This is a genomic window from Bradyrhizobium sp. USDA 3364 (assembly GCF_054056355.1).
This window is the reverse complement of sequence record NZ_JBSRYG010000002.1, coordinates 5,471,113-5,485,075: the sequence shown is the minus strand read 5'-3', so window position 1 is coordinate 5,485,075 and position 13,963 is coordinate 5,471,113. Positions and strand designations below refer to the sequence as shown.

The following is a 13,963-nucleotide window of genomic DNA, read 5'->3' as shown; positions in this document are numbered from 1 at the left end:
CACACTTTATTCCTTCACCGCAAGCCAGATCACGTGGCGCACGCCGCGGCCGCGGCCCGTGGCGCGAACGGCGATCTCGTTGACGGCGAAACCGGCCCGCGACAGTGATTTCGGGAATTTGGCATTCGGACCTGACGACCAGACCGCGAGCACGCCGCCGCGCCGCAACGCTGCGTGCGCGAGCTTGAGGCCGGAGACATCGTACAGCGCGTCGTTGGCCTTGCGGGTCAGGCCTTCGGGGCCGTTATCGACGTCGAGGAGAATGGCATCGAAGCTGCGCGGATGGCGCTCGATCACATCGGCAACATCCACCTCCTTGATGCTCACGCGCGGATCGTTCAGGCTGTTGCCGAAGATCTCGGCCATCGGTCCTCTCGCCCAGGCGACGACGGCCGGCACCAGTTCGGCCACCGTGATCTGCGCGTCGCCTCCGAGCACCGCGAGCGCGGCCCGCAGCGTAAAGCCCATGCCGAGGCCGCCGATCAGAAAATGCGGCCGTGCGACCGTCTCGATCCTCTTGGCGGCGAGCGTCGCCAGCGCCTCCTCCGAGCCCGACAGGCGGCTGTTCATCAGCTCGTTGGTGCCGAGCATGATCGAGAATTCGCGGCCGCGCCGCATCAGGCGCAATTCACCTTCAGTGCCGGGAATGCGTGCGGTATCGATCTTTTCCCATGGAATCATGCGGCGGCTTGTATCATGACCGGTGCTCCCAAATCACCCATGCGTGGCCCGGATGGAGCGAAGCGAAATCCGGGAACCGGTCGGTCCGCATCTGACGCTGTCCCGGATTACGCTTCGCTTCATCCGGGCTACGAAGGCACGGGCTAACCACCCGCCCAGACGTCGAGCACGTAGCGGTTCCTGGTGCCCATCTCCTCGATCCAGCGCGCGGCGGCATCGGCATCAGTGCCGGTGCGCTCGCGATAGATCGACATCAGGGTCGCCTTGACGTCAGGCTCCATCTTGCCGCCATCGCCGCAGACATAGACGATCGCGCCTTTCTGGATCAGCTCCCAGACCCGGTCCTTCTGCGCAGCGACGAGATGCTGCACATAGGTCTTGGGTCCGTCGGCGCGCGAGAACGCGGTGTGGAGTTCACTAACGCCGTCGGCGGCGAACGCCTTCAGCTCATCCGCATAGATGAAATCCTGCTCCGGATGGCGGCAGCCGAAGAACAACATCGCGGGGCCAAGTTGCGCGCCCTGCGCCTTGCGTGCAGCCCGCTCCTGCAGGAAGCCGCGGAACGGCGCGAGCCCGGTGCCCGGCCCGATCATGATGATCGGCACGGCGTTGTCGTCGGGCAGACGGAAGCCGGCCTTGGTCTCCTTGATCGTGGCGTGGACGGTGTCGCCGGCTCTGCGGCGCGCCAGGTAGTTCGAGCAGACGCCCTTGTAGATGCCGTGGCCCGAGCTTGCGGGCGCCTCGACGACACCAACGGTGACGCTGCAGCGCTGCGCCTCGCCGGCCGGTGACGACGAGATCGAGTAATAGCGCGGCGCCAGCAGCGACAGCATTTCAAGATAAAGGTGGAACGGCAGCTCGCAAGCCGGATGTTCCTCGAGCAGGTCGAACACCGATTTGCGTTTGGCCAGCACCTCGGTGCGATAGCGCGCGGCCGAGGCCTCGTCATCGCCGACATAGGCCATCAGCTTCGGCTTGGTCACCGGGCAGCGGGTGTGCTCGGCCATGGTCTGGATCTGCTTGCGGGTCGCGACCTGCTGCAGCTCGACGAACTCGGTGAGCAGCCGCCCGACCGACACCGCGTTGCCGACCGGCAATTGCGCGCGGCGGCCTTCCGAGACCTGCAGGCGGATCTGGTCGGCCGGCAGGAAGCCGAACCGGCGCGCGACGGAATCGACCAAGGTCGGGTCGTTGCGCGGCACCACGCTGAGATGATCGCCGACGCGGTATTTCAGGCTGGCCGGCAGCTCGACCTCAATGTGCCGGGTCGAGCGCTCCGATGGATGGGCGCCTTCCTTGTTCTGCAGCTCGCTGTTGGCGAGCACCTTCATCGGCACCGCGCCGCCTTGCGTCACGATGGTGTTGACGGCGCCCTGCGCCACCGGCTCGATCGCGTAGAGCGGCTCGTCCTCGGCGGTGCGGGTGAAATTCCAGTCGATGCCGAATTCCTTGGTCGCGACCTTGGCCGCCTCCGGAAACCATTTCTGGAACTGGCCGTCGAGATCGCTGCGCGCATCGCCCTCGCCGCGCGGATAGACGGCGCGCGCACCGTGCCTGGTCAGTTGCTCGTCGATGAAACGCGGCACCGACTGGTAGGTCGCCGCCCAGTCGCTGTTGCCGCAGCCGAACACCGCATAGCGCACCTTGGCGAAGGCGTCCTTCGGCAGGTCGCTGTCCAGCCATTTGACGAACTGCGTCGCATTGTCGGGCGCCGCGCCGTTATAGGAGGCGCAGATGATCAGCACGCCGCCCTCCTCCGGCAGCTTGCCGACATAATCATCCAGCGGACCAAGCCGGGTGGCAAAACCGTTGATCTCCGACAGATCGGCCATGCGGGTCGCCAGCTCCTCGGCCGAGCCGAGGTTGGAGCCGTAGAGCACCAGCATCGGCGTGTTGTGGCCGGGCCGCGTGGCCGGCGCGCGCGGCGCCTTCGGCGCGGCGGCTACTGCGCCTACACTGCCGGCGAATGCGCCGCGGTCCCTGTCGTCGCGCGGCCGCACCTTGATCCGGAAGCCGTCGGGCTTGACGGTCAGCGTCTCCTTCAGATGCATCTGGTAGCGATGCACGTCGAGCAGCTTGAAGCGTTGCAGGATCATGCCGATCGCGAGCGCGGCCTCGTGCATGGCGAAGCCGCGGCCGATGCAGGCGCGCTGGCCGTTGCCGAACGGCTTCCAGGCATTGATCGGGCGCTTGGCCTCCGCCTCGCGGCTGAAATTCTCGGGATCGAACACGTCGGGGTTCGGGCCCCAGACGCTGGGGTCGCGGTGCAGCGCCATCACCAGGATGGTGATGAAGGTGTTCTTCTTCAGCTTGTACTTGCCGCCGATCATCTCGTCGTTCAGCGGCGCGATACCGTAGGCCGGCGCCGGCGGCCACAACCGCAGCGCCTCCTTCAGGCATTGAGTGATGTAGGTGAGCTGCGTCACCTGCTGATAGGTCGGCCTCGCATTGATGTCCGGACCAAGGACGCGGTCGACCTCCTCATAGGCCTTCTTAAGCACGTCGGGATGCTTCAGCAGTGCGTAGATCGTGCATGACAAGAGGCCGCTGGTGGTCTCGTGGCCGGCGATCAGGAAGGTGTTGATCTGGTAGCGGATGTTGACGTCGTCGAGCTGCTCGCCGGTGGCGCGGTCGACGCCGGTCATCATCGCGGCCAGCATGTCCTTCTTGTCGTCGGTCACGTCGGTATTGCCGCGCCGCTCGGCGATGATCTCGTCGACCATCTTGTTCATGAAGGCGACGTCGTCGGCGAGCGTCTTGCGCCGCTTCTGCATCCACAGACCCTCGAGCGGCAGGCCGCGGGTCATCATGATGGTTTCCAGCGAGCGCACCAGCGATTCCACGAAGGGGTGGTAATCGCGGCGGTAGAACGAATTGAAGCGGTAGTCGAAGCCGCAAAGCCCGATCGTATCGAGCGTCAGCGCCGTCATGTCGTGGACGACCTCGATCTCCTCGTCGGCGTTGAGGCGCTCCCATTTCTTGACCAGCTGCTCGGCGATATCGACCATGCTCGGGTGGTACGACTGCATGGCGCGGTTGCCGAACGGCTGCATCAGGATGTTGTGCGCCTTGCTCCAGTTCGGCTCCCTGGTGTCGGCGGTGAACAGCCCGTCGCCGCCGCCCGCGCGCACGCGGCGCAGCGAGCCGCGCACCGCCTTGTCGAAGCGCTTCTCGTCGGAGAGTTCGTCGACCAGGTCGTGGCCGGACACGATCACGAGCGGCGCGCCCATCATGTCGAGCCAGAAGATCGGCCCGAGTTCCTTGGAGAGCTTCACCAGATGCTGCACCGGCGCGGTGGAGTCCAGCGACAGCATGTTGCCGACCACCGGCTTCGTCGGCGGATGCGGGATCGGACTCAGTCTGTTGCCGGACGCCATTCGGAATTGCCCCCTGTGCCTGCCCCGAACTACGCCGTCATTGCGAGCGAAGCGAAGCAATCCATCGCGCCGCGAGGGGAGAAAATGGATTGCTTCGTCGCTTCGCTCCTCGCAATGACGGCGAGAATTATCCAAACCGTTTCTTACGCCACTCGATCAGCTTGGCGCTGACCTCGTCAGGCTTTTCCTGCTGCGTCCAATGGCCGCTGTCCTTGACCAGGTACTTCTCAAGGTCCGGCACCAGCTTCTCCATGCCGTCGGCGGCCGAGGGCGGCAACACCGCGTCGTTCTCGGCCATGATCATCAGCGACGGCACCCGCACATGGTGGTCCAGCCCGGCCGAGCGTTCCCAGTTGCGGGTGAAATTGCGATACCAGTTGATGCCGCCGGTGAAGCCGGTCCTGGTGAAGGTGTCGACGAACACCTTCTTCTCGTCCGCCGACAGGATCGGCGTCCGCGGATCATGCTTGGCGTCATAGTTCGCGATCATTTGCGGAAACGCCAGATTGAGCCGGGCCGACGCGCCGACGCCGGCGATCGGCTGTTCGGGCGGCGCATCCGCCGGACGCGGCGCCGGCTTGCGCATGAAGGCATCGAAGGTCTGCTCGACCCGGCTGCCAAAAATCCGGTCGGGCTCGCGCGCCGGATCCTGGAACTGGACGATGTACATGTGATCGCCGAAGCGTTGGCGAAACAGCGCGATCGGGTCCATCGGCGCACGGTCCCAATGCGGCGTGTTGACGCCGACGATGCCGGCAACCCGCGCAGGATGCCTGAGCGGCATCTGCCAGACGACAAAGCCGCCCCAGTCGTGACCGACGAAGATCGCCTTGTCGATCTTGAGGTGGTCGAGCAGGCCGACCAGATCGCCGGTCAGGTGCTCCATGTCGTAGGCCTCGACCGGCTCGGGCCGGTCGGTCGCGCCATAGCCGCGCTGATCCGGTGCGATCACCCGGATGCCGGCTTCGCCCAGCGCCTTGATCTGGTGACGCCAGGAGAATGCCAGTTCGGGCCAGCCGTGGCACAGCACCACGGGCGGCGCGTCGGTCCTGGGGCCCGCTTCGTAGAACCCCATGCGGATTCCGTTCGTCTCGGCGAACTGCAGCGGTGGCATCTCAATCATTGAAGCAAATCCTATTCGGCCGCGCCCTTGATGTCCGCAGGCGGGGGAGCGAACGCCGCCTCGAGTGCATCGAACTCGAGCGGCAGCATGTCGCACATCACCTGCACGTGGGGAATGATGTTGGCGCCCACGATGAAGCCGAAATCGAGCTGATCGCGGTAGCTCTGCACGGTGATGTTGAGCGCAACACCGTGGGTCGAGATCGAAACCGGGAAGATGTGCAATAGCTCCGCGCCCGCCGCGTACAGCGTCTGCCGCGGTCCCGGCACGTTCGATACCGTGATGTTGGTCGCCGGCGGCAGCACGTTCGAGAGGTCGGAGCGGCTATAGAGCAGCGCCATGATCTGCACCAGGATCGGCGCCCCCAGCAGCGAGATGTTGGAAACCTGCGGCACCAAAGCGCGCAGCGGATGCGACATCTCCTTGGACTTGGTGGACTGCGCGATGATGGTCTCGAGCCGCTTCCTCGGATCCTCGATGTCGGTCGCGATCGAGCAGATCATGCCGAATACCTGGTTGTTGGATTCGGCGTTGCCTTCCTCGCGGAGCGAGATCGGCACGCCTGCCGTCAACGACTTGTTCGGCAGCGCGCCCTGGCTGATCAGATAGCGCCGCACCACGCCGGAGGCGAGCGCCAGCACGACGTCGTTGAGCTTGCCGCCCGACGCCTTCGCCACCGCCTTGGCGCGCGACAGCGAGATCGAGGTGCCGGCAAAGCTGCGCTCGGACGAGATCGCCTTGTTGAGGATGGTCGGCGGCGACGACATCGCCTGCAGGCTCTCCCGCGACCTGGGATCGGCGACCTTGGCGACGACGTCGGACAGGCTCTTCATGACGGTCGGCATCGAGCCCGCGAACTTCACCGCGCTCTCGATCTGGAACATGGCGTTGTCGAACAGGATCGACGCCGAGGTCGCTCTTGCCGGAGCGCGGCAGTTCGAGGCTCTTCTGCGCGGCGGCGGCCGCCTCGAACGGCTGGGTCCAGAGCTGCTGATAGGCGTCGATCAGATTGGCGGCGATGTCGCGCGGCTCCTGCGCGACCTTCTTCGCGCCCGGCGGCTCGATCTCGCGCGGCACCGGCGTCAGGTCGTAGATCATGCTGGTCAGCGCAGCACCTGCCCCGCCGTCGATGCAGGCATGGTGCATCTTGGAATAGAGCCCGATCTCGTTGTCCTTCATGCCCTCGAAGACGTAGAACTCCCAGAGCGGGCGAGCCCGGTTCAACAGCTTGGCGTGCATCCAGCCGACGATGCGTTCCAGCGTGGCGCGGTCGCGCGGCGCCGGCAGGCTGGCGCGGAAGATATGGCGATCGATGTCGAACTGGTCGTCCTCGACCCAGGACGGATGATCGATGTCGAGCGGCGCCTTCTGCAGGCGCGCCTTGAGGATCGGCGCGACGTGCAGCCGCGAGGCGATCATCGCCTTGAACTCCTCGAAGAAGTCGCCCTTGTAGCCGTCGGGCAGGCGGAAGATCGCCATGCTGCCGACATGCATCGGCATTTCCGGCGTTTCCAGATAGAGAAACGATGCGTCCAGCGAGGACAGCTTCTTGGCGTCGCTCATGATCTCCTCCCGAGAGCCAACTCACTCGGGCGCCTTGGCGGCGCTTCTCATCGTTCGGTCAGGATTGTGCCTGTTCTGCCGGTCCATAGGCAATGGCAAAGGGGCCCGACCGGTCAAAATGCCGGAATTCGCCTTCCGGCTGCGCCAGCCGGTCCGCGATCGCCCATAGCGCCGCGGGGTTGACGCCGAGTCCGATATGGCTGGCGAAATGCACCTCGATGTTCTCGGCGGTCGGCGACGGCCGCACCCGCGAGGTGCGCCAGTTCACGATGCCGTCGGTGCGGGAATAGATCGAGGTGGCCGGCACCGGCATGTCGCCTGCGACCGCCGCGCGAATTTCGGGAATGTCGTCCACCTCCTCGCCGGACAGCAGCTCATACAGCCGGGTCGCGTTGGTGGCGCGGATGTCGCCGGCGAACGGACAGCCCAGCGTGATGATCGAGCGCACCAGTTCGGGCATCTGCGACGCCAGGTCGCGCGCATAGACGCCGCCGAGGCTCCAGCCGATGATCGAGACCTTGCGTCCGGACGCCTCATGGACCCGCTTGAGCAGGTCGCGCAGCGCAGCCCGCCTGCTGGAGATCCCGCCGAAATTGCGGCCCATGTTCCAGGCGAAGGCGTCGTAGCCGAGCTCCTTCAGATAGCGCCGCATCGGCACCATCGACAGGTCGCTGGCGAGGAAGCCCGGCAGCGCCAGCACCGCATGGCCGTCGCCCTTCGGGGCCTGCATCAGCAGAGGCGAGAGCAGCAGGCTCGAGTTGAATTCGAGCAGGCCGCGCCCTTCGGCCAGCATCAGGAGCAGGCTGGGCGGGCGCAACCGGCGTTCGGTGCCATCAACGCTCCTGTCCATGTCGGCCACTATTTCTTCTTGCTCGTGCCGCCGAAGCCGGCCATCGCCACGAACATGTCCTGGAAACGCTCGGCAAGCTTGGGATCGAAGGTGAACCAGCTCTGCATCAGCGATTCCGGGGAAATCTTCTCGATGTTGGACAGCATCTGCTGTTGCAGCTTGTCCATGACAGCGGTCTGCATCGGCGCCACGTCGGGCAGGCCGAAGAACTGCCGCGCTTCGAGGGGCGTACAATCTATCTCGACGTTGACTTTCATATCCGCCTCCTCAATGCGCCTGACCCACCTCAGTATCGCCGCGACGGGGTGAGTTACGCAAGTGAGCCTGACCTGCCCCGAAGTGCAGTCGGCCTCAATCATCCGTTATGGTCAACCAAACCGTTTTTGGAGCAACCGGCATAAAGCGGCCTCGCCGGCGATCATTCCCATGACCGGCAAGCGGCCAGTCCGAAAGTCGAATGTCGCGCGTTCGCATCGACCGCCTACTCTCAAATCCCATCCATTGCGCTGCACCCGCGCAAAACCGGTTAACCCTCTGGGAAATCGCGCTTGCGCGGCCGGTAAACTCTGGCAACATGGATCAATAATACCAGCCGGACAAAGCAGCCGGCGGACAAAAACGGGGACACGGGATCACATGTCGGTACGTTGGAGTTTGTTTGCGGCGACTGCCGTCGCATGCGTCGCCCTTGCTTTTCCGGCATCGGCTCAGACCTTGAAATACGCCAACCAGGGCGAACTCAAGTCGCTGGATCCCTACACGCTGAAGGAAACCACGACGATCGCGCACCACGCCCACGTCTACGAAGGCCTCACCGCGCGCGACAAGGACCTCAAGATCATTCCCGCACTGGCGGAAAGCTGGGAGACGCTGAGCCCGACCAAATGGCGCTTCCATCTGCGCAAGGGCGTAAAATTCCACAATGGCGATCCCTTCACCGCCGACGACGTGCTGTTCTCCGCCGAGCGCGTCCGCGCCAAGGGCTCCAATTTCCTCAGCAACGTCCCGGCCGACGCCAAGTTCACCAAGGTCGACGACTACACGGTCGACGTGACGCTGGACTCGCCCAATCCCATCCTGACCTCGCAATGGGATAGCTGGTACATCATGGACAAGAAGTGGTGCGAGGAGAACAACTCGGTTGCGCCGACGCCGGCCTCCGCAACCACGCCGAGCTACGCCGCGCTGCACGAGAACGGCACCGGTCCCTTCACGATCGAGAGCCATCAGCCCGGCGTGAAGACCGTGTTCAAGGCGTTTCCGGGCTATTGGCGCAAGCCCGAGCACAATCTCAAGGAGATCATCTTCACCCCGATCGGCTCCGACGCCACCCGCGTCGCCGCGTTGCTCTCCGGCGAGGTCGATGTCATCGAACCGGTTCCGCTCCAGGACATCCAGCGTGTCAATTCCAGCGGCGTCGCCACCGTGATGACCGCGCCGGAGATCCGCACCATCTTCATCGGCATGGATACGGCGCGCGATGAGCTGCTGTATTCCAACATCAAGGGCAAGAACCCGTTCAAGGATATCCGCGTCCGCGAAGCGTTCTACAAGACGATCGACGTCGACCTGATCAAGACCCGCGTCATGCGCGGCATGTCGACGCCCTCGACGCTGATGATCGCCCCCGAACTCTATCCGCTGTCGAAGGAGTTCATCCGGCCGAAGCTCGATCCTGATGGTGCCAAGAAGCTGCTGGCCGACGCCGGCTACCCGAACGGCTTCGAGGTGACGATGGATTGCCCGAACGACCGTTACGTCAACGACGCCGCGATCTGCCAGGCAGTGGTCGGCATGCTGGCCCGCATCGGCGTCAAGGTGAACCTGCTGGCGCAGCCGAAGGCGCAGTATTTCGGCAAGGTGCTGAAGCCCGGCGGTTACCAGACCTCGTTCTTCATGCTGGGCTGGACGCCCGCGACCTCGGATTCCCACAACGTGCTGCACGACATCCTCGGCTGCCGCGACGATCCGAAGGATGCCACAAGGGGCGAGGCCAATCTCGGCGGCTATTGCAACAAGGAAGTCGACGCGCTCACCGACAAGGTCCTGGTCGAGAGCGACACTGCCAAGCGCGACCAGTTGATCAAGCAGGCCTACGAAATCGTCATCAAGGATTACGGCTACATTCCGCTGCATCAGCAACCGCTGGTGTGGGGCGTGTCGAAGAAGGTCAAGCTGACCCAGCGCGCGGACAACCAGGTGCTGCTGTATTGGGCGACCAAACAGGGTGAATAGCGGCTTCAGCGAATTGAGTCCCGGAAGCGCAGGCTTCCGGGACTTGTTGTTTTCGGTACGCGAGATGTCGCGTGCCTGTTGTCAAGGGCAGTGAAAGGTAGAGATGCTGGCTTTCACTCTTCGCCGCTTCCTGCAGGCGATCGGCGTGATGCTCGCCGTGGGCGTCATCGCGTTCGCGATGTTCCGCTTCGCCGGCGATCCGGTGAACCAGATCGTCTCGATCGACACCTCGGCCGCACAGCGCGCTGAAATCCGGCATTCGCTCGGCCTGGACGATCCCGTGCTGGTGCAGTTCGGCCGCTACTTCATCAATGCGCTGCAGTTCAAGTTCGGCGTGTCCTACCAGTTCCGCCTGCCGGTCTCATCGCTGCTGGCGGAGCGGCTGCCGGCGACGCTGGAGCTTGCGATCTGCGCGACGCTGTTTGCGATGGTCGCCGGCATCCTGATGGGGGTCTATTCGGCGCTGCGCCGCGACACCGTGCTCGCCAAATTATTCCAGGCGGTATCGCTGATCGGCATTTCGCTGCCGACTTTCCTGATCGGCATCCTCCTGATCTATCTGTTCGCGGTGACGCTGGGCTGGCTGCCCTCGTTCGGCCGCGGCGAGGTGGTGAAGCTCGGCTGGTGGACCACCGGACTGCTGACCGTCTCGGGCCTGAAGGCGCTGATCATGCCGGCGATCACGCTCGGGCTGTTCCAGATGACCCTGATCATGCGGCTGGTGCGCGCCGAAATGCTGGAAGTGTTGCGGACCGACTATATCCGCTTCGCCCGCGCCCGCGGGCTGACCACGCGCGCGATCCATTTCGGCCATGCCCTGAAGAACACCCTGGTTCCGGTGATCACGGTGGCCGGCCTACAGTTTGGCTCGGTTATTGCTTTCTCGATCATCACCGAAACCGTGTTCCAATGGCCGGGCATGGGGCTTCTGTTCGTGCAGGCCGTGCAAAACGTCGATATCCCGATCATGGCCGCGTATCTGCTGATGGTCTCGCTGATCTTCGTCACCATCAATCTCGTGGTCGACATCCTCTACACCGTGGTCGATCCGCGCTTGCGCTCGACCGTCGGCCGCGCGGCGTGAGGGATCAACCGATGTCCGACGCCGTCGTCCCCGATCGCTCCGAAGACCGCCGCGCAGCGTCCGGCTGGTTCAGGCGCGCGCTCGACAGCGACATCTTCTATTCGTTCCGCCGCTCCCGCCTGACGATGGTCGCCGCCGTTATCACGCTGCTGTTCTTCCTGCTGGCGATCTTTGCCTCATGGCTCGCCGTGCAGAACCCGTTCGATCCGGCGCAGCTGCAACTGATCAACTCGCGGATCGCGCCGCTCTGGACCGCCGACGGCCAGAGCCCGTTCCTGCTCGGCACCGACGAGCAGGGCCGCGACGTGCTCTCGGCGATCCTCTACGGCCTGCGCATCTCGCTTGCGGTCGGCCTCGCGGGCGTCATCTTCGCTGGCGCGCTCGGCATCGGTCTCGGGCTGGTCGCCGGCTATTTCGGCGGCGTGGTCGACAGTGTGATCATGCGGATCGCCGACGTGCAGCTCACCTTCCCCGCGATCCTGATCGCGCTTTTGGTCAACGGCGTCGCCAAATCGCTGCTCGGCAACCGGCTCGACGAAATGAGCACGCTCGGCGTGCTGATCATCGCGATCGGTCTCAGCTTCTGGGTGCAATATGCCCGCACCGTGCGCGGTTCGGTCATGGTCGAGAAGAACAAGGACTATGTGGCGGCGGCGCAGCTGATCGGGCTGCCGGCGCCGAAGATCATGCTGCGGCACGTGCTGCCGAACACGATGGGCCCGATCCTCGTCATCGCCACCATCAACCTCGCGCTCGCGATCATCACCGAGGCGACGCTGTCGTTCCTCGGCGCCGGCATGCCCGACACCATGCCCTCGCTCGGCACCCTGATCCGGATCGGCAACAACTATCTGTTCGCCGGCGAATGGTGGATCGTCGCCTTCCCGGGCATCGCGCTGGCCGGCCTGATCCTCTCTATCAACCTGCTCGGCGACTGGCTGCGCGACGCCCTCAATCCGAAGCTCCGATGACCCAGCCTGTTCTCTCCGTACGCAACCTCGAGGTGGAATTCGTCACCCGCCGGGCGACGCTGCGCGCCATCAACGGGGTGTCGTTCGATATCGCCAAGGGCGAGGTGCTTGGCGTGGTCGGCGAGTCCGGCGCCGGCAAGTCGGTCACCGGTCTTGCGGTAATCGGGCTGATCGATCCGCCCGGCCGCATCTCCGCCGGCGAGATCGAGCTGTCGGGCACCCGCATCGACCATCTTCCACCGGAGGAAATCCGCCGGATCAGGGGCAAGCGGATCGGCATGATCTTCCAGGATCCGCTGACCAGCCTCAATCCGCTCTACAAGATCGGCGACCAGATCGTCGAGACCATCCGCACCCACACCAATCTGAGCGAAAGCGCCGCGCGCAGGCGCGCCATCGACCTGCTAGCGGAGGTCGGCATCCCCGCGCCCGAGAAGCGCATCGACGGCTACCCGCACGAATTCTCCGGCGGCATGCGGCAGCGCGTTGTGATCGCGCTCGCGATCTGCGCCGAGCCCGAGCTGATCATCGCCGACGAGCCGACCACCGCGCTCGACGTCTCCGTGCAGGCGCAGATCATCGCGCTGATCAAGCGGCTCGGCCGCGACCACGGCACCGCGGTAATGCTGGTGACCCACGACATGGGCGTGATCGCCGAGACCTGCGACCGCGTCGCGGTGATGTATTCCGGCCGCATTGCCGAGATCGGCCCGGTGCAGGAGGTGGTGCGCAACCCGCTGCATCCCTACGCCAAGGGCCTGATGGGTGCGATCCCGACGCTGGCGGGCGAGGACAAGCGCCTGGTGCAGATCCCGGGCTCGATGCCGCGGCTGTCGGCGATCCCGCCGGGCTGCCCGTTCAATCCGCGCTGTGCGTTCGCGTTCGATCGCTGCCGGGTCGAACGCCCCGAACCGATCAGGCAGGGCACGCAATCCGTGGCCTGCCATCTGTTCGAGCCCGCGAAGGAGACCGCGGCATGAGCGGGACATTGATCGAGGTCAGGAATTTGCGCCGTGTCTTCGACGTCTCGAAGCCATGGCTCAACCGCGTGATCGAGGGCGGCCATCCCGAATTCCTGAAAGCGGTCGACGGCGTCTCCTTCGACATCAAGCGCGGCGAGACGTTTGCGCTGGTCGGGGAATCCGGCTCCGGCAAGACCACGGTTGCGCGCATGGTCGTCGGCCTGCTGCCGCCGAGTTCGGGCGAAGTCGTGATCGACGGCGTCTCGATGACCGACCCGCGGCAAGGCCAGGCGCGCCGCCGCTTGCGCCGGCGCATCCAGATGGTTTTCCAGGATCCCTATGCGAGCCTCAATCCGCGCTACCGGGTCGCCGCCATCGTCGCCGAGCCGATCCGCGCCTTCGACCTGATCCAGGGCGAGCGCGACATCAAGGACCGGGTCGGCGAGTTGCTCTCGCTGGTCGGCCTGCACCCCGACGACGGCCAGAAATTCCCGCATGAATTTTCCGGCGGACAGCGCCAGCGCATCGCGATCGCCCGCGCACTGGCGTCCGAGGCCGAATTCATCGTCTGCGACGAGCCGACCTCGGCGCTCGACGTCTCCGTGCAGGCGCAGATCCTCAACCTGATGCGCGACCTCCAGGACAAGTTCGGCCTGACCTATCTCTTCATCAGCCACAATCTCGCGGTCGTCCGCCACATGGCGAGCCGGATCGGCGTGATGTATCTCGGCCGCATCGTCGAGATCGCCGAGGGCCGAAAGCTGTTCGAGGACCCGCGGATGCCCTACACCAGGATGCTGCTCGGCGCGGTTCCGGATCTTGCGATGTCCGGCCGCCAGCGCATCCCGGTCAAGGGCGAGATTCCGAACCCGATCGATCCGCCGAAGGGCTGCTCGTTCAACCCGCGCTGTCCCCTCGCCTTCGATCTCTGCCGTGAGCGGGCGCCGGAACTGATTGACGGCGTCGCCTGCCACGCGATCAACAATCCCACCGCTGCCGTTCCGGCATGATCACGCGGATGGGAGCCGCCATGTCCACCAGGCGGTTGGCATACCAGCCCGGCTGTGATCAAGTGCGCGCACGCAAGCCCAAAAACAAACCGCCTAACGGTGAATCG

The 13,963-nt window shown here is 64.8% G+C and carries 11 protein-coding genes and 1 pseudogene; 5 read left to right on the top strand and 7 right to left on the bottom strand.

What is annotated here, in order from left to right:
* Positions 1-6 precede the first annotated feature (6 nt).
* The 7 genes and pseudogenes from ACVILL_RS25840 to ACVILL_RS25810 all read right to left on the bottom strand — a co-directional run bounded on the left by ACVILL_RS25840 (position 7) and on the right by ACVILL_RS25810 (position 7,851).
* Complete coding sequence (locus ACVILL_RS25840) at positions 7-681, bottom strand: spermidine synthase (protein WP_456731610.1); 675 nt, start codon at positions 679-681, stop codon at positions 7-9.
* 143 nt (positions 682-824) lie between these two features.
* The gene (locus ACVILL_RS25835) at positions 825-4,058 is read right to left on the bottom strand and encodes a bifunctional cytochrome P450/NADPH--P450 reductase (protein WP_456731609.1); all 3,234 of its coding nucleotides are present in this window, start codon (positions 4,056-4,058) and stop codon (positions 825-827) included.
* A 127-nt stretch (positions 4,059-4,185) separates the two neighbouring features.
* Complete coding sequence (locus ACVILL_RS25830) at positions 4,186-5,181, bottom strand: alpha/beta fold hydrolase (protein WP_456731608.1); 996 nt, start codon at positions 5,179-5,181, stop codon at positions 4,186-4,188.
* A gap of 11 nt (positions 5,182-5,192) precedes the next feature.
* Positions 5,193-6,176 carry a WS/DGAT domain-containing protein gene (locus ACVILL_RS25825; protein WP_456734364.1) on the bottom strand — a complete coding sequence of 328 codons (984 nt, stop codon included), beginning with the start codon at positions 6,174-6,176 and terminating at the stop codon, positions 5,193-5,195.
* Positions 6,177-6,336: 160 nt separating this feature from the next.
* Positions 6,337-6,675: pseudogene (locus ACVILL_RS25820) on the bottom strand (wax ester/triacylglycerol synthase domain-containing protein); the annotation flags it as partial.
* 127 nt (positions 6,676-6,802) lie between these two features.
* A complete protein-coding gene (locus ACVILL_RS25815; RefSeq protein ID WP_456731607.1) occupies positions 6,803-7,594 on the bottom strand; it encodes an esterase/lipase family protein in 792 nt (263 codons plus the stop codon).
* Positions 7,595-7,602: 8 nt separating this feature from the next.
* Complete coding sequence (locus tag ACVILL_RS25810) at positions 7,603-7,851, bottom strand: DUF6489 family protein (RefSeq protein WP_146985076.1); 249 nt, start codon at positions 7,849-7,851, stop codon at positions 7,603-7,605.
* Positions 7,852-8,230: 379 nt separating this feature from the next.
* Between ACVILL_RS25810 and ACVILL_RS25805 the strand changes: the two genes are divergently transcribed.
* The 5 genes from ACVILL_RS25805 (at position 8,231) to ACVILL_RS25785 (ending at position 13,856) form a co-directional block, all read left to right on the top strand.
* Positions 8,231-9,829: an ABC transporter substrate-binding protein gene (locus ACVILL_RS25805; protein WP_456731606.1), complete on the top strand. Its 1,599-nt coding sequence runs from the start codon at positions 8,231-8,233 to the stop codon at positions 9,827-9,829.
* Positions 9,830-9,932: 103 nt separating this feature from the next.
* Positions 9,933-10,913 (top strand): ABC transporter permease, encoded by a 981-nt coding sequence (locus ACVILL_RS25800; RefSeq protein ID WP_456731605.1) that lies wholly within the window; start codon positions 9,933-9,935, stop codon positions 10,911-10,913.
* A gap of 11 nt (positions 10,914-10,924) precedes the next feature.
* Positions 10,925-11,884 carry an ABC transporter permease gene (locus ACVILL_RS25795; protein ID WP_456731604.1) on the top strand — a complete coding sequence of 320 codons (960 nt, stop codon included), beginning with the start codon at positions 10,925-10,927 and terminating at the stop codon, positions 11,882-11,884.
* Positions 11,881-12,864 (top strand): ABC transporter ATP-binding protein, encoded by a 984-nt coding sequence (locus tag ACVILL_RS25790; protein WP_456731603.1) that lies wholly within the window; start codon positions 11,881-11,883, stop codon positions 12,862-12,864. Before ACVILL_RS25795 ends, ACVILL_RS25790 begins: the two co-directional genes overlap by 4 nt.
* Positions 12,861-13,856 (top strand): ABC transporter ATP-binding protein, encoded by a 996-nt coding sequence (locus ACVILL_RS25785; RefSeq protein WP_456731602.1) that lies wholly within the window; start codon positions 12,861-12,863, stop codon positions 13,854-13,856. Before ACVILL_RS25790 ends, ACVILL_RS25785 begins: the two co-directional genes overlap by 4 nt.
* Positions 13,857-13,963 lie beyond the last annotated feature (107 nt).